Annotated in this window: 15 protein-coding genes and 1 other annotated feature; of the genes, 5 read left to right on the top strand and 10 right to left on the bottom strand. The window is 34.8% G+C overall.

Going from position 1 to position 16,908, the window contains the following annotated elements; all coding sequences use genetic code 11:
• Positions 1–26: 26 nt before the first annotated feature.
• Positions 27–1,130, bottom strand: coding sequence for a glutamate 5-kinase (gene proB / locus AC1Q8N_RS01490; RefSeq protein WP_048547630.1), 1,104 nt, complete (start codon positions 1,128–1,130; stop codon positions 27–29).
• A 144-nt stretch (positions 1,131–1,274) separates the two neighbouring features.
• Positions 1,275–1,485: a binding site (T-box leader), on the bottom strand.
• A 339-nt stretch (positions 1,486–1,824) separates the two neighbouring features.
• On the opposite strand from proB, the gene proC reads away from it, so the two are divergent.
• Positions 1,825–2,643, top strand: a complete 819-nt coding sequence (gene proC, locus AC1Q8N_RS01485) for a pyrroline-5-carboxylate reductase (RefSeq protein ID WP_431097289.1) — start codon at positions 1,825–1,827, stop codon at positions 2,641–2,643.
• Between the two features lie 191 nt (positions 2,644–2,834).
• Here the strand turns inward: proC and AC1Q8N_RS01480 are convergent, their stop codons facing one another.
• Together AC1Q8N_RS01480 and AC1Q8N_RS01475 are read right to left on the bottom strand one after the other, a co-directional pair.
• The gene (locus AC1Q8N_RS01480) at positions 2,835–4,475 is read right to left on the bottom strand and encodes a M20/M25/M40 family metallo-hydrolase (RefSeq protein WP_493521023.1); all 1,641 of its coding nucleotides are present in this window, start codon (positions 4,473–4,475) and stop codon (positions 2,835–2,837) included.
• Between the two features lie 75 nt (positions 4,476–4,550).
• Entirely contained in the window at positions 4,551–5,300 is a 750-nt protein-coding gene (locus AC1Q8N_RS01475; protein WP_098049140.1) for an IclR family transcriptional regulator, read from the bottom strand.
• 270 nt (positions 5,301–5,570) lie between these two features.
• On the opposite strand from AC1Q8N_RS01475, the gene AC1Q8N_RS01470 reads away from it, so the two are divergent.
• Positions 5,571–6,995: an amino acid permease gene (locus AC1Q8N_RS01470; RefSeq protein WP_048547639.1), complete on the top strand. Its 1,425-nt coding sequence runs from the start codon at positions 5,571–5,573 to the stop codon at positions 6,993–6,995.
• Positions 6,996–7,298: 303 nt separating this feature from the next.
• Entirely contained in the window at positions 7,299–7,646 is a 348-nt protein-coding gene (locus AC1Q8N_RS01465) for a VOC family protein (protein ID WP_048547641.1), read from the top strand.
• Between the two features lie 198 nt (positions 7,647–7,844).
• Here AC1Q8N_RS01465 and AC1Q8N_RS01460 read toward each other — a convergent pair whose 3' ends face one another.
• The 5 genes from AC1Q8N_RS01460 to AC1Q8N_RS01440 all read right to left on the bottom strand — a co-directional run bounded on the left by AC1Q8N_RS01460 (position 7,845) and on the right by AC1Q8N_RS01440 (position 15,023).
• The gene (locus AC1Q8N_RS01460; protein ID WP_493521022.1) at positions 7,845–8,804 is read right to left on the bottom strand and encodes an RtcB family protein; all 960 of its coding nucleotides are present in this window, start codon (positions 8,802–8,804) and stop codon (positions 7,845–7,847) included.
• On the bottom strand, positions 8,785–9,033 hold the full coding sequence (locus tag AC1Q8N_RS01455; protein WP_493521021.1) for a hypothetical protein: 249 nt from the start codon (positions 9,031–9,033) through the stop codon (positions 8,785–8,787). Before AC1Q8N_RS01455 ends, AC1Q8N_RS01460 begins: the two co-directional genes overlap by 20 nt.
• Positions 9,034–9,312: 279 nt before the next feature.
• Entirely contained in the window at positions 9,313–10,344 is a 1,032-nt protein-coding gene (gene desA / locus AC1Q8N_RS01450; RefSeq protein WP_000171508.1) for a Delta(5) desaturase DesA, read from the bottom strand.
• A gap of 375 nt (positions 10,345–10,719) precedes the next feature.
• Entirely contained in the window at positions 10,720–13,104 is a 2,385-nt protein-coding gene (locus AC1Q8N_RS01445) for an immune inhibitor A domain-containing protein (protein ID WP_098080519.1), read from the bottom strand.
• A 257-nt stretch (positions 13,105–13,361) separates the two neighbouring features.
• Entirely contained in the window at positions 13,362–15,023 is a 1,662-nt protein-coding gene (locus AC1Q8N_RS01440; protein ID WP_493521020.1) for an alkaline phosphatase, read from the bottom strand.
• Positions 15,024–15,346: 323 nt separating this feature from the next.
• Here AC1Q8N_RS01440 and AC1Q8N_RS01435 point away from each other — a divergent pair, with 323 nt between their 5' ends.
• Both AC1Q8N_RS01435 and AC1Q8N_RS01430 read left to right on the top strand, forming a co-directional pair.
• Positions 15,347–15,829 carry a DUF2975 domain-containing protein gene (locus AC1Q8N_RS01435; RefSeq protein ID WP_493521019.1) on the top strand — a complete coding sequence of 161 codons (483 nt, stop codon included), beginning with the start codon at positions 15,347–15,349 and terminating at the stop codon, positions 15,827–15,829.
• A 10-nt stretch (positions 15,830–15,839) separates the two neighbouring features.
• Positions 15,840–16,055 carry a helix-turn-helix domain-containing protein gene (locus AC1Q8N_RS01430; RefSeq protein ID WP_064475642.1) on the top strand — a complete coding sequence of 72 codons (216 nt, stop codon included), beginning with the start codon at positions 15,840–15,842 and terminating at the stop codon, positions 16,053–16,055.
• 40 nt (positions 16,056–16,095) lie between these two features.
• Here AC1Q8N_RS01430 and AC1Q8N_RS01425 read toward each other — a convergent pair whose 3' ends face one another.
• Both AC1Q8N_RS01425 and AC1Q8N_RS01420 read right to left on the bottom strand, forming a co-directional pair.
• Positions 16,096–16,407, bottom strand: coding sequence for a hypothetical protein (locus tag AC1Q8N_RS01425; protein WP_048547651.1), 312 nt, complete (start codon positions 16,405–16,407; stop codon positions 16,096–16,098).
• 114 nt (positions 16,408–16,521) lie between these two features.
• Positions 16,522–16,908 carry a DUF3887 domain-containing protein gene (locus AC1Q8N_RS01420; RefSeq protein ID WP_048547653.1) on the bottom strand — a complete coding sequence of 129 codons (387 nt, stop codon included), beginning with the start codon at positions 16,906–16,908 and terminating at the stop codon, positions 16,522–16,524.

The raw sequence follows: 16,908 nt of genomic DNA, 5'->3' as shown, positions 1-16,908 counted from the left end.
TTTCCTCCTTTTTAACATCACTATTCTTAAAGTGACACCCAATAATCTCTATGAATGACTTCATAATTATGCCTTTCGCCTCTTGCTTGAATATGTTGACTTTGCATACCTTTTATCTCTCTTAATTCCTCTGCGCTATATGTGCATTGTCCTTTTCCAATTACGTGCCCTTGTTGCGTCATTACTTCTACGACATCGCCAACTTGGAAAAATCCTGAAACATTTGTAACGCCAGCAGGAAGAAGACTCTTACCATGCTGAATGATAGCAGTAGCTGCTCCAGCGTCTACTTCAATTTGTCCACTAACAAGCGAATGCAAGGCAATCCATTGCTTATTCACTTTCATTTCTTTTTGAGGAGCATTTCCGACATACGTTCCATCACCTTTGCCCTTCAAAACATCTACAAATTTCTCTTGTCCACGTCCTGTTCCAATAAATACACTCACGCCAAGAGAAAGTGCTATCTTCGCAGCATCAATTTTTGACTTCATACCGCCAGTCCCAAGTTTGGACCCAGCATCTCCTGCAAGAGAAGCGATTTCTTCCGTAACTTCAGGAAGGAAATAATACTTTTTCGCATCCGCATTTTTCTGAGGATTTTTGTCGTATAAACCGTTCACATCCGTAAAAATCATTAGCATATCCGACGAGACAAGCCCGCTTACTAAAGCTGACAGCATATCATTATCACCGAACGTTAGCTCTTCTAAAGAGATGGAATCATTTTCATTAATGATTGGAAGAGCAGAACGGTTTAGTAACTCTCCTAATGTAGCGTAAGCATTACTGTATTGTTCTTTTCTAGAAAAATCACTTCTCGTCAGCAATAGTTGCGCAGTAACGATACCATATTTACGAAATTCCTCCGTGTACGCCTGCATTAACAAACTTTGTCCGACAGCTGCAGCTGCCTGTTTTCCTTTAATTGTCACAGGTCTACTAGGATACCCTAGAGCTGAAAAACCTGCAGCGACAGCCCCAGATGTAATTAACAAAACTTCATGCCCTTCCTCTTTCAATCGAGCCAATGCGGCAACGTGATCTGAAAGTTGTTCTTTAGAAATGCCTCCGTGACTATCTGCCAAGGAACTACTCCCAATCTTTACAACAATTCGTTGTTTTTTCACTTTTTTATCCCCCAAGTCTAAAATCAAAGTTTTTTATAAATTACACTTCTATTCATATAGCTTGCAGCGATTCTATTCTTTTCAATGCTGCGCCTAGCCTATTTAAGAGCAAAATAAAAATGACCGCTTCGCCCTTAATAAAATAAAAAGGACGAAACGGTCATTGTTCCGCGGTACCACCTTAATTGATATACATAGATATCCACTTGGCGCCTATAACGCAGGCGAACGCCTAAACTTTCATTTAAGACTCAGGGATAGGTTCGATATATTCTATACGAGGAATCTTTCAGCCGGTGAATTCCACTCTCTTTCGCAAGAAGACATATGTACTATTTCCCTTCAACGATTTTCGGTTTAATTTTTTATATTATGCGATATAATTTGATTTGGTGTCAAGAAGTATTTTAAAAAATAAATAGAGCGGTAAGTTACTTGTATGAAATTATTACCGTACTGAATGAAAATACAAATCGATATAAGTTTAACTCATATTCATCAACATAAAACCTACAATTAAAGTGTATATATTTACATAATGTCGAATATAATTGATTTTTATCTTTTGGTGTTGCAAAAAGGAATATATTCTCTTAGAATGTTTCTTTATATTACATAAAGATGTTATTGTTATTTTAAGATAGCAATTTCGAAATGATATAATTTATTATAAAAGGAGCAAGATTGAGTTATTATGGATAAACAAATTGGATTCATCGGTTGCGGAAATATGGGAATGGCTATGATTGGTGGGATGCTACACAAAAAGATAGTGTCTGCAAATAATATTATTTGTTCGGATTTAAACACTATGAATTTAAAAAATGTTAGTGAAAAATATGGGCTAACTACAACTACTGACAACAATAAAGTAGCTAAAAATGCTGATATTTTAATTTTATCAATTAAACCAGACCTATACGCATCAATCATTAACGAAATAAAAGAAGTAATCAAAAACGATGTTATCGTCGTAACGATCGCTGCCGGGAAAAGCATTAAAAGTACTGAAGAAGCTTTTGCTAAAAAATTAAAGGTTGTAAGAGTAATGCCTAATACACCTGCCCTTGTTGGAGAAGGAATGTCTGCATTATGCCCTAATGAAATGGTGACAGAAACAGATTTAGAAGATGTGCTAAACATTTTCAATAGCTTTGGTCAAACAGAGATCGTAAGCGAAAAATTAATGGACGTTGTAACATCTGTAAGTGGTTCGTCGCCAGCATACGTATATATGATTATAGAAGCGATGGCAGATGCAGCTGTATTAGATGGTATGCCTAGAAATCAAGCATATAAATTCGCTGCTCAAGCTGTGTTAGGTTCTGCAAAAATGGTACTAGAAACAGGCATACATCCAGGTGAATTGAAAGATATGGTTTGTTCTCCTGGCGGAACAACGATAGAAGCTGTAGCAACATTAGAGGAAAAAGGATTACGAACTGCAATTATTTCAGCAATGCAGCGCTGTACACAAAAGTCTGTTGAACTATCTGGGCAAACGAAAAAGTAAAATTATAAAAGAGATCACGTTAGCTTTGAATTTAGTTAGAAAACGGTGGATTACATACTCTCTCGCTTGCACTAAATGATAAACGGACAAACTCATAGATACTTGAGTTTGTCCGTTTTTTTGATTATACTACAATAATTTTATTTGTATCTTCTTTTGAAATTTCAGTTTTATCCCTTCCTTATTCCCTACTATGATTGTGTAATTTTATTAGAAACTAATAATTTTTCAATGCATTTCGGTAACATATCTAATAGCGTTTCAAATGCGTAATTTACATCTAAACGTTCTGTCCATTGATGTGCATCTTTTCCTACCGGCCCCATATTTAATACCGGAACGTCAAACTCTTCTAGATCCTGAAGTGGAATCGAATAACCTTTATCCCATAATGGCATATTGTCTACAAGTGAACTCATTGAATGTAGTGGATTCTGTAAGCCCACATAGCTCAAATCTGAAATTCCCCCAAAATAGTTTTGGTTTTCAAATGTAATGTTATGATTGTAGTGAGCATACTTTTCCATTTCTGCAACTACATCTTTAATTAACGGATTGTTGCGTGAACTTACAGCTGGATAATATGGTGGAGCAAAGAAAAGTACAATCATCGGCGCCTTTTCTTTACATAAAATAGATAGTTTATCTACTAAATCAATTGTTACCGCACGATCATCTTTATCTTCTCTATTTTTTATTATACTAGATTGAATATCATCTATTTTCTCTTGCCCATGTTGTTCAATTGCATAAGCGATAAGCTCTTCATACGTTAAAACATTTACTTTCATATTAGGCGGTATAAACGGATTATATTTAGAAAAACGATATGCTTGCTTCTCGTATGATTCTTCTATTTTCTCTGCTACTTTCGTTACTTTTTGACGTAACATTGAAACGACATCTGTCATCGTTTTTTCTAGTAAAAACAAATTGAATAATGTGACTGCACGATGCGGAATTTGTACAGAATAATCCTCCTTTAAGTCCCGTTGAAGTAAGTTAGTTGGCGGAGGACTTGCTTCTCCTTCTATAACATCACAAAGGTCCGTATTCAATTCTAATTCAGCCGTTAATAAAGCAGCCATATAACTCCCATTTAAACCTGCAAATGGTTCACCTACATGTGTTTCTTTACCATAGCAAAGAAATCCAGGTAACACTTTACCAATAGAACCAGTATAAATATACTTATTTTGGTCACCAGGATGTCGTGAAAACATAGGCTCTGAATTTAATACCGTTTTATAATCCAAGTTATGTTCTCTTGCTAACTCTAGTAGTCTTGGAACAGCAGCCCTCATCCCTACAGAGTTTACTTCTTCATCTGGAACAGATAATAAAAGAACATTCCCGTCAAATCTTCCTTCACAGGCTTGCTCAATCATTGCCATTTGTAATGTGAGGCCGCATTTCATATCCATTGTTCCTCTGCCAAACAGCCAATCTCCTTGTTCTATATCTTCACGCACATGGTCTGGTAATTCATCTTTATGAGAATAAAACATAGATGTTAACATTTTAGGATTAAATGCATCTTCTTTCCAAACTCCGTAATCTTGCACATCTACAACATCAAAGTGACTAACTAGAATTACGGTATTTTTTGTACTATCGCTTTTCTTCACTAGGGCTGTAACAAAATATCGTCCGTCCCCCGTCGGATTTTTTTGCAAATGATGCGGGTTTTCTTTGAAGTACTGTAAATCAGATAATTGTTCCACAACAAAGTCTGGCAATATCACTTCAGCTTCTGTACCTGTAATACTAGGAATTTCAACAAGACTGCTTAATAATTGAATCAATTGTTCTTTTGATTGCCACTTTGACATATAAATCCCCCTATTTTTCCACATTATGAAAATGAATTCCAGTATATGAATAAAAAATGACGACAGTTATCAAAATTATAGCTCTGATGTACTGCCGATTTTTATTGATATTTCATGAGCTGCTTGTTTTACCTTACTAATCAGAAAAGATAGTCGATCATCATTAATGCGGTGACTAATTAACCCAACACTTAATGCTCCTACTACTTTATGATTAAATCCGATAATAGGTGCAGCTACTGAAGCTGTCCCTTCTGTTTTTTCACCATAACTTACCGCATATCCTTCAGTTTTTATTTGCTTTATTTGATCTAAAAGAATGTGCTTTTGTTCTGGTAATGAAGAAAGTAAATGTTCTATAATATGTTCCATTTCATTCGTTTTCATATTGGCAAGCATCGTTTTATTTGCCGCACCAATTGAAAGTGGAATTTGTTCCCCTAAGTTATCAATAACTCGAATTTTTAAAGGGCTATCCATTCTTTCAATGATAATAGAATGTGTTCCATTTGGAATGTTCAAATACACACTTTCTTCGACCTCAGAAGCTAACCGCTTCATCACTTCTCTTGCTACAGATCTGTAGTCTACCTTCTCCAATTGACGTAATCCTATTTCCATCCACATTGGCCCAATTTTGTACTGTTTCGTTTCTGAAATTTGTGTAACTAACCCATGCTCGATTAAAGAGTTAAGTAATCTATGTACTGTACTAACTGGGAGATGTGTTCTGTCCGCTATATCAGAAATAGCCCAATACTCTTTTTCATTAGTAGAATTTAACAACTTTATAATACTTATCGCTCGATCAATGGACTGCACCATAATAACTCACCTCAGCCTGACTTGTAATATGCTAGTTTGCTCAATTACCTATCAATTTAACAAAAATTTAAAATGAAATCAATCTATTTATTCAATTTTCTAAAAATAAAAATATGCCACTGATAACAATTTGTAAGCGCGAACAAAAAAATATTGACTTTTCTTTTTAATTATCTGAAAATTATAACAAGATTTCACATCACGGAATACATTCCACAATACGGAAAAACATCAAACTTCATTCTATCAACTACGAAAGTGAGGAAAACAATGACGCAAGTAAGTAATACAAACAATGAATTAAAACGTACGATGAAAAGTAGACACTTATTCATGATTGCACTCGGTGGTGTGATTGGAACGGGATTATTTAACGGATCTGGTTTTATTATAAGTCAAGCTGGACCTGGTGGATCCGTACTTGCCTTTATGGCTGGTGGATTATTAATGTATTTCGTTATGCTTTGTCTTGGTGAACTTGCTGTAGCCATGCCTGTTTCAGGTTCTTTTCAGGAATATGCAACTAAGTTCATCAATCCTGCAACTGGATTTACAATCGGATGGTTGTATTGGTTAAGCTGGGCGAATACGACCGGTCTTGAATTTACAACTGCCGGCATTACAATGCAGCGCTGGTTTCCAGATATTCCCGTTTGGGTTTGGTGTTTAATATTTGGCGTTACTATCTTCACTATTAACGCATTATCTGCTCGTAGTTATGCAGAAACAGAATTTTGGTTTTCAAGTATAAAAGTATCTGCCATTATAGCTTTTATTATCCTTGGCGGTGCCGCTATGTTCGGTTTTATTGACTTAAAAGGCGACGAACCAGCCCCGTTATTATCAAATTTCGTAAATCATGGCGGTTTATTCCCAAATGGACTTGCAGCTATTCTATTAACAATGGTTACAGTCAATTATTCCTTCCAAGGTACAGAACTTGTCGGAATCGCAGCAGGTGAAAGTGAAGATCCAGCAAAAACTTTACCTCGTTCTATTAGAAATATTATATGGCGCACGATGTTTTTCTTCGTCTTAGCAATCTTTGTTCTTGTTGCTTTAATTCCTTGGGAAGAAGCTGGATTAACCAAAAGTCCATTCGTTGCTGTATTTGATAATATCGGTATTCCATATGCAGCTGATATTATGAATTTTGTTATTCTTACTGCTGTTCTTTCTGTCGCAAACTCTGGACTGTACGCCGCAACTCGCATGCTTTGGTCATTATCAAAAAATGAAATGGCTCCGGCCTTTTTAAAGAAATTATCTTCACGAGGAATACCTTTAAACGCTTTAATTTTGACAATTTCTATTTCTGCTTTTTCTCTTTTAACAAGCGTCGTAGCTGCTGAAACAGTTTACTTATGGTTAATTTCAATTTCTGGCGTCATAACAATCATTGTTTGGATGTCAATTTGTGTCTCTCAATTCTTTTTCCGTAAACATTATTTAGCAGACGGTGGAAAATTAGAAGACTTAAAATTTAAAACTCCACTTTATCCACTTGTACCAATTCTTGGTTTTGGATTGTATGGCATTATATTAATCAGTCTTATTTTCATCCCAGAACAACGACTTGGAATCTATTGCACTTTACCGTTTATCGTTTTTTGCTACACATACTATCACTTTAAAGTTAAGAAAAGAATTGCTACTAACACTCAAAGTGAAACTAAAATTAGCGAGACTATGTAATACTATACTTATATATAAAAGACCGCACATGGCTTTCATTTCATATGCGGTCTTTTATCATTGGCATTTGTTCTATTCCCTTTTCATTCATTACCTCATACGAGTCAGTATTACTATATACCTTTACTTGGGTTGTAAGTTCTTTGAAAAGTGATACCGATTTCCATAATGCGGTAAATACTACAATACTAGTAATTGGAATTTTTCACTTTTTATACGTTATTGATTTTCCTTACACTTACTGTTTTGATATATTGAATATATAATACTTAAAAATTTTTAAATAGACAGGAGTTATATTCGATGATAAAAGGTTTCGGGGGAATATTTTGGAGAACTAAAAATCTTGATGTTATAAAAAAATGGTACAGTGAAGTGTTGAAAATTGAAATAGAAGATTGGAATGGGACTGTGATTAAACCCCAATTAGGAAATGAGACTATTTTTTCTTTCTTTACCGAAAATGATAATTATTTTCCAATAGAACAGCAAGTGATGTTAAATTTTGAAGTACATAATTTAAATGAGACTATGCAGCATCTTGAACATATTGGCGTACCGCTTGAAAAGAAAGAAGAAATTAGTGAGTTCGGAAAGTTTATTTGGATTAAAGATCCTGAAGGTCGTCTAATTGAGCTTTGGGAGAAATAGACGGTTATAATCCTTTGCTATTAAGCTAACGGTTGCTTTCATTCAACAAAATAAATAAAAAAGTCGATTTCTTTACTCCACTGGAAATCGACTTTTTTCTATCACATCCACCATAAAATGAAACTACTTCCTTTGATTAGATTGTTTCCAAACAAAAAATACGAAAAATAGTTTTTTCTGGCTGCTTATTTATCCCTTCTAATTCGCTTTAAAATTATATAATGGCTTAATAATGTGCTTTATATCTATCGTTTCTTTTGTATTTTCTATAATTTCATCCATTGGCTTGTATACCATTGGTGCTTCATCAATTGTGCTCTCTACTACCGATGTAGTCCACACCTCTTTCATCGTATTTTGGAAGTCCTCTATACTCAATAATTCTTTAGCCTTCTTACGACTCATGATACGTCCTGCCCCATGCGGACCAGAAAAGTTCCAGCCTGGATTACCTTTACCAAATGCAATAATTGAACCATCTCTCATGTTAATTGGAATAATTACTCGTTCATCTTTCTGAGCTGAAATAGCACCTTTTCGTAGAATCATATTTTCTATGTCAATATAGTTATGTATTGTAGTAAATTGATCCGTTATTTTCCAGTCCATTTTCGTAACAATTTCATCAATCATTGCTTTACGATTTAACGCGGCATACTTTTGGGCAATATTCATGTCATTCATATAATCTTTGAATCCTTCTCCTTCTAAATAAGCTAGTTCTTTACGAATCTGTGGCTTCTTAATTCCACGTAAAGTTTCTTGTATTTCTTTTTCTCTCCCCTCTTTAGTTAATCTCTTAATAATCTCATCCTTCATTGAAGTAACATGAATTAGTTGTTCATACGCGAAGTTCTGGTAATACTCTGCTATTTGTTTACCTAAATTACGAGAACCACTATGAATGACAATATATACATTTCCTTTATCATCTTCATTTAATTCAATGAAATGATTTCCTCCTCCAAGAGTACCTATACTTTTTTGAGCTCGTTGTAATGTATATGGGGCCTTCACACCATCAAAATCAATCATTTTTGAGAATCGATGTTCTTTATCTCGGATACGAAAACCACTTGGAACAAATTTACGAATCGTTTCGTCTAAGTAATCGAAATTAATTTCTTCTTTTTTCTTATCAATCACAACAACTTCCATACCACAACCAATGTCTACCCCCTACAAGATTAGGAACAATTTTATCTTGTATTGTCATCGTTGTCCCAATCGTGCAACCTGCTCCTGCATGTGTATCTGGCATAATACGAATTTGACTATCCTTTACGAATTCTTGGTTACAAAGATCAATAATCTGCCCAGTTGCAGTCTCATCAACGTTATTCGTAAATACTTTTGCTTCATTGTATTTTCCTTGTAATTTCAACATCTTTCATGTCCCCTTCCTTTTGAAAGAATTATTTTATTACGTTGTATGTGTTCTTATAATTACTATCATCCACCTTCTACTTTCCAATATATATATATAATATATCCTTCACTATAAAAAAATTATAATGATTTATTTTGTTTACATAATATAATTACTGTCTCTTTATATTTATACCTACACATAAGCATTCCTCCTCAATATCGATTATATAATAATTAAACAAAAACTCCCCTCAAATCGAAAATGATTAAGGAGAGTTTTTTATATACGATGAAATTATAGTTCAGATTTCACTCGAACAGAAACATTGTTTTTAATTATTTTTTTGAATTCTTTAAAGGTAACAAAATTGTTACTTTTCTCATCCCAAAGACGAAAACGGAGTGATCGTAAGCTTGTAGCAAGTGTAATCGTTGGTACATTTTTTAACGGAAGCGTATTATTGTGTGCCTCTTCTAGTTTATAGTTAGGTACTCTTGGACTTAAATGGTGAACATGATGGAATCCAATATTACCAGTTAGAAATTGCAAGATTTTTGGAAGTTTATAAAATGAACTTCCTTCCACTGCCGCTTTCACATATTCCCAATCTTTATCCTCTTCAAAATAAGAATCTTCGAATGTGTGCTGTACGTAAAACAGCCAAATTCCTACTGAACCTGCTATTAAGAATATCGTACCATGCACTAACAGAAACGATTGCCACCCAATTGCCCAGCAAAGTATAGCTATTAAAGCAACGATTATAATATTCGTCAAATACGTATTCATACGTTCTTTCTGTCTAGCACCTTTTCGGTTAAATCTATTTTTAAGTAAGAAAACATAAATCGGACCTAATCCAAACATAACGAATGGATTGCGATATAAGCGATATGCTAAACGAAGTCTAAATGGCGCAGCTACATATTCATCAACTGTAAGTGTCCAAATATCTCCTGTACCTCTCTTATCCAAATTACCACTTGTAGCGTGATGAATAGAATGCTCATGTCCCCATTGATCAAACGGGAATAAAGTTAACACACCCATACATGTCCCTACGATTCTATTTGCAGGTCGACTTTTAAAGAATGAATAATGGGTACAATCATGAAAAATAATGAAAATCCGTGTCATAAAACCAGCGGCTAACAGAGATGGAACTAACGATAACCAATAAGAAACGGACAAACTTTTATAAGCAAGGTACCATAAAATAATGAACGGCACAATTGTGTTAATAAGTTGCCACACACTTTTTTTAATCGTTGATTTTTCATACGGAGCAACTTGTTTTTTTAAATTTTTAGTATTTTCTAATGTCATTGGTCTAATTCCTTTCCTTTATGTTGCTAATTCACATTATAGCATACTATTAGTATCAGGTGTTAAAAGTAGCTGTAATAAATATTATATAATATAAAAATCTCTTTTTTCTTACTCATTACTTACAAATTACTTACGGTCAAAAAACCTTATATAATCGGACTGATGGAGCATTTCAATTATAAAAAAAACATCTATTTTTTCCAATAAATATATATAAAAGCAGAGGAATTTTTCACTTCTGCACATCTTTTCATTTTTTTAAATGGTAATTTTTTTCGATTTGTATTTATGTAACAGTTTTTTCTCACAAGAAGAAAAGAGCTGCCATAAGTCAGGTTTCACCGACTTATGGCAGCTCCTTTTCATTTTATTTTAGCGATGGATCCAAACTGCCCCTGCAGACTTGTCTTCAGCTTGACCTACTACTTCAAACTTCAATCCAAGTTTCGGCAACTTACGTCCGGCATCTGGAATAACACTGTTGATGTATTGCTTAGAATCATCAAATTTTGCAACGCCTGGCAATCCTTTATAATCAAAGATACCGCGGGTTGGCGAATTTACTTTCCATGCTGGCGTTTGATCAAATGAGAATGCCGCATCGGCAATTTGATAACGCGTACTGCTCTTCACAGTTGGTTGTCCATTTAATGTTCCTACGATTGCCTCTGGATGAGAATCTACTACCCCAAGGAATCCTTCGCCTGGATGAACACCTACCCAGTTATCTGTAAAGCTTTGATCCGCATACCATACAACCATTCCTGTATTAAATACTGGACCACGTGCATGTTGTAGCGCCGTGTCAGACCCAGCGTAATTTCGCCACTCGATATAGTAGTTATGTTTTTTCTGTTCAAATCCGTTAGACACAGTAAATCCTTTTAGCGTCATTGCTGGTTGGCCTTCTGCATCATCAGAGAAAACAACTTTTCCATCTACAGTTAATGCTGCATTGTCTAATGCAAATCCTTTATAAGCTACTGCAATATCTGTTACATACTCAAATTGCAATTTTACTTTCTTTCCTTTAAATTGGCTTAAATCGTATGATTTATCAACCCACTTACCATCTGTTGTATCTACGCCGCCTTTTACATCTTTTTCGCCCATTCTATCAATACGTGTCTTCGTTCCATCTTCTGCAATCGCATTTACGTCAAGGAAATCATACTTCGCTTCCAATTCATAAAATGCCTTATAATCAAACTTAGCATCCGTTGCAGTCGTTAAGTCAAATACTGGTGTCTCAAGTGTTGTATGAATGTCATTTCCTTTTGTGCTGTAATAAAACTTCTTACCAAATGCTGATTCGATATTTTTTATATCTTTGTCTGGCAAGTTAACACGAACGATTCCTGGTCGTTTTGATTTTGTAACACTTTGATCTAAATATGTTGCGGTACCAATTCCCGTGCGAAGTTTATCATAATCTACTTCGACGATATTCGCCCAGTTCCCCTTCATATTCTTTTGGAAAAACTCTTTATTTTGCGGTGAGAAACTTGTTGGCTCTGTTCCCGCAATTTTTCCAGCCCAGCTACCGCCGCTCATAAGGGACCATGATTCAACAGGTTCACCTTGTCCAGAGTACTTTGTATCATATTCATCTGGTAAGCCTAAATCATGACCATACTCATGCGCAAACACACCAACTGCTCCGTCTTCAGGCTCGATTGTATAATCATATGCAGCCATCTTTCCGCCCCAATTTGAAACAGAAGATTTCGTACCATCTATCGCATATGGTTTTGATCCTAGTTTTGAACGATGAGACCAAATCGCATCATCTTTCAATTTACCACCGCCAGCTTCTTGACCTACGCCCGCATGTACAACCATTAGGTGGTCAATAATTCCATCTGGTTCGTTTTTATTTCCATCACCATCTTGATCGTATTGATCAAATTGATCATAATCAGCTAAATTAATGCCTTTTGCTACAGCTGCTTTTAATGCTTCTTTCACAAAATCGCGTGGCCCTAAAGGACCTTTATTATCATGACCAGTTCCCGCATCCGCACCATAATCTGAAGCTTTTCCTGGAACAGTAAGCCATTCGGTTACAGTGCCATCAACTGTGTAGCTTCCGCCAGATTGCTCTTCATAATATTGTTTAAAAGTGTTAATCTTCGATCCATCAAATAACGTAAATTGCTCATCACCAAATAACATTTTTTGATAATGTTCACGATTAAAGTCCTTAGAATACATATAACCTGGTTCTTGATCAATATTATTATGCTTAAAATCGCTAAATTCTACGAGTAAAACAAGCACTTTATCTTTTCGAACAGCTCCATTGTACTCTTCTTGCTTCGCTGGTGTAGTCGGTACTTTTCCATTTAGTTTTCTAGAATTCAATCCTGCATCTTGCCCAGCTACTGATCCTACTTCAGGTTGCTGCGCCTGTTCATTTTCCTTCATTTTTGTATCTTTTACTTTTTTCATAAAATCAGAAGCTTCTTGCGTAAGACTATCTCCTGTCAAGATTTCTTTCCCAAGGTTTTCCCCTTTCTTTTTCTCAACATAATTTTCGACAGCCTTTGATGTCTCAGCTTGTGATGCAGATTGATCAATTACTCCCCTTTGTTTCAGCGCTTCTGCCAAACGCTCATCTGGTATTAAATGCTCATCAATTGGTAGAGATGGTGGCGTATCAGCATACGCTGCATGACTTCCGAAAGCAAACGTACTACTTAACACTGCCGCTGTTGCTAAAACTGATAATGGTTTTAACTTCTTATTCTTTTTCAATGCTTTTCCTCCCCAGTGTCTGCAAATTATCGTTTTTTTTGCCGATAGGAACATAATATTCGTTATAATACGAATATTCAATCTTTTTAAAAGGCGAAAATGTTGAGAAATATTTTTCAGGGTGAAAAACATATGATAAATAAATTTACAAGAAGTCCACTTTAGAATTTTTGATTCTCTTTACTCTTGTTTTCGAATGAAATTTCATCTACACAAAAAAGCCAATTCCTAAGTACTAGCTAAGGAATTGGCTTTTTTTAATGAGAATATTTTATGAATAAATGGATTGCTTCTTCTGGTATATAGAACTTGCCATTGCTTTCTACAACGACACTACCTAATTCATATTCTTTATTCTTAATACGAATTATATTTTTATTTACAAATAATTGAGCTTTTACATTATTACGTTTTACTATGAGCACCGGGTTTTCTGCATCAGTATTATCTATTGTTACTGTTGCACCTTTTCGTTTAAAGGCTAAGTCACTCTCTACAAATAATTTGTTTGTTACTTCTTCTAAGTTAAAGTCCATTGCTTTCGCCATCGTCTTCGCAATGTCTGTGTTTTGGATCAAACCTTTTGGCTTTTGAGGACCGTAAGAATATAAAAAAACATCCTCACCTGTATGGCCTCCTGTTGTGAAGCCTATGTTCGCATGATTGGCCAATAATGTAGTAAGTATTGGACCTACATCCGATTTCTTTTTTGCTGCTTTTACTCTTTCTTTTTCATCATAAGTTAAATTGTCCAAACCGTATAATTTAGCTACATCGTCTACATTTGATAAATCAGATTTCAGTTTATTTGTAGCACCTTCAAGTGTCATTTTCGATTTTTTTAATGGACCAATGTATGCAGAGACCGGCGTAATATTATAGCCTTTTGTCGTATTCACATTCCCAATAGAAATACCGCTGTTACCATGATCAGTTACAGCTATTAACATCGTATTACCATCTTTTTTTGCAAATTCCAATGCTTCTGCAACTGCGTTATCAAATGCTAATACATCACTAATCATCCCTATTGGATCGTTCACATGAGCTGCCCAGTCTGGCTTACTTCCCTCTACAAATAAAAAGAAACCATCTTTTTCTTTTGATAGTGTTTGAATTGCTTTTTCCGTCATTTGAGAAAGTGTTGGTTGCTCCGGATTTGTTGCTTCACGATCCATATCAAACGCAAGAGCATTATGTGAGAAAGAGCCCCAAATTTTCTTAGATTTAGAGTTCAATAATGCATCTTTCGTTTCAACAAAGTCGTATCCTTTGTCTTGAATCACCTTTACTAAATCTTCACCATCTTTTCTTTTTATAGGTAGCAGTGCCTCTTTTCCCCCACCTAATACAACATCTATATTTTGATACACTTGCTGCTCCGCAATTACGTCAAAACGCTTACGGTTAATATGGTGAGCAGAAAATCCAGCGGGAGTAGCATGCTGAATTTCAGCTGTAGCAACTATTCCAGTTGCGCGACCAGTGCGTTTGGCACCTTCTAAAACATTGGCAACTGGACGTAACTTGTCCTCTTCTTTTATTGATTTTAAGCCAGGTGAACTTACAATAGAAGGTAATATACCTACATATCCTGAATTCGATTTATTCCCCGTCGCTAAAGCTGTAGCTGCTGGGGCTGAGTCTGTTATAGCTGATTCCGCCGAATAGGTACGAACTCCTCCTGTTACAATTTCATCTAGTGCAAGTGGTTTCCCTTTATACAAGCGAGCTAATGTCGTTGCTGAAGAACTCGTTCCGTCCATAACCATTATGATTACATTTTTCGGTTGCCATTCTACTTGTTTCACCTTAGCTTCCACCGTATGATAATTCATCATGCTTTCCGTACATAACATACTTAGTGTGATTGTTCCTACTAACAGTAACCTTTTCATCAATAAACCCAAATTCGACATTGTTGTTCCTCCGTATGTTTCACATTCATTTATATACAAAAAGATTTCCACAACCTATATATGTTTTATTAGTCCCCAATTTTCATGAAGCTAACAATCATTACCTTCACTTTCTTTTATTAGTAAAGCAACGAACGGTACATATCATAGCTTTTTATCTTCAAATAACTAGAGACCACACCTTTTTTATAAAAACGTCTTATCATTCTCTTCACTAAAATTTGTTTCTCAATAAAAATCCGATTGAAATGAATAAGAATTTATTGTTAAACGATAAAATTTATGTTAAATTAAAATGATAATTTAAAAATGAGGTGCTTTATATGAAACAAGGATCAACACTCTTTTTAAAGACAGCAATTATCCTTATCGGTATTCCTGTTTTTGCTTTGTGTATATTTTCAATTCCTAATATTGGGAATTATGCAGCGGAATTGTACCCGGATATTGCATATATAAAATATCTTATTTTAATTAATCTATATGCAACGGTGATACCTTTTTATTTTGCTCTATATCAAGCCTTTAAACTTGTAAGCTACATTGACAAAGGTAACGCCTTCTCGAAATTATCTGTTAGAGCTTTAAAGAAGATTAAACAATGCGCTGTTACAATTAGTGTATTATATGTAATAGGTATGCCACTCTTCTATCTCATAGCGGAGAGAGATGACGCACCAGGTATTATTATAATAGGCATGCTCCTAATCTTTGCTTCAATGGTAATCGCAGTCTTTGCTGCCGTTCTCCAAAGACTTTTAAAAGATGCGATAGATATAAAATCAGAAAATGATTTAACGGTCTGAGGTGAATAACATGGCAATAATAATTAATGTTGATGTAATGTTAGCGAAACGAAAAATGAGTGTAACTGAACTTTCGGAGAAGGTTGGAATTACAATGGCTAACCTTTCTATATTAAAAAATGGAAAAGCAAAAGCAATTAGAATTACAACTTTAGATGCTATTTGTAAAGCGTTAGAATGCCAACCAGGGGATATTTTAGAATATCAACCAGAAGAAAGTGAATAAAAAGAGTCCTTCTCGTATGAAGGACTCTTTTTATTCGGTATTATGGCGCAAAACTAACTCGACCAGTCAAAACTAAAATAATCGCGATAATCCAAAATATAAAGAAGGATAAGGACAGTATTAATGAAAGAATAGCAATTCCCTTCTTCTCTGTTTTTTTCGTCATCGTAATGACAGAAAGTATGATACCTGCAACAGTGAGGGCAACTGTAATATAATCTCCCACTATATTACCTGCATTCGCTATCCTTGTCGGAGTTACAAAAACGAACAGAAAACATAAAATACCGATGAGTAAAGATATATAGCTTATTATGCTGTACTTCTTTTTAGGAACTATTTCAGTTTTCATACTAACCCACCCCTTCTCTATAGCTATGTGTTTATATTAGCATGAATAACCATAATTTAGTTAAAACAAAAAACAGATAAAGTGGACACAACCACCTTATCTGCCATTACATTTCTACCTAATTACTAACCCAGCTATTTCTTCTTTATCGTTATAAGTTACGATAAAGGTACGTTGTTCTTTACTATACTTTGCTACAAGAATAACAGTATATAAACCATCTTTTTCTTCAATCGATTTTTTCTCAATTTTTTCGAATGTACCAGCTTTTTCAATTATAGGAGTAAGTTCTTTCATTTGCTCTTCTGATAAAGCTGATTTCATTTTACTATCAAATTTTTCATGTACTTCTTTATACTTTGCTTCATTTAATAATGATACAATTTCTTCCGCCTTCGGAATAAAGTTTTTTGATGTACTTTGATCTACTTTATTACCGGTACATGCTGCAAGTGCGAACGCCGCGATAGCACTTATAATAATAAGTAACATTCTTCTCAT

The organism is Bacillus sp. GW823-FHT06B01 (genome assembly GCF_058952315.1).
This window is presented reverse-complemented; position numbering and strand designations above follow the sequence as displayed.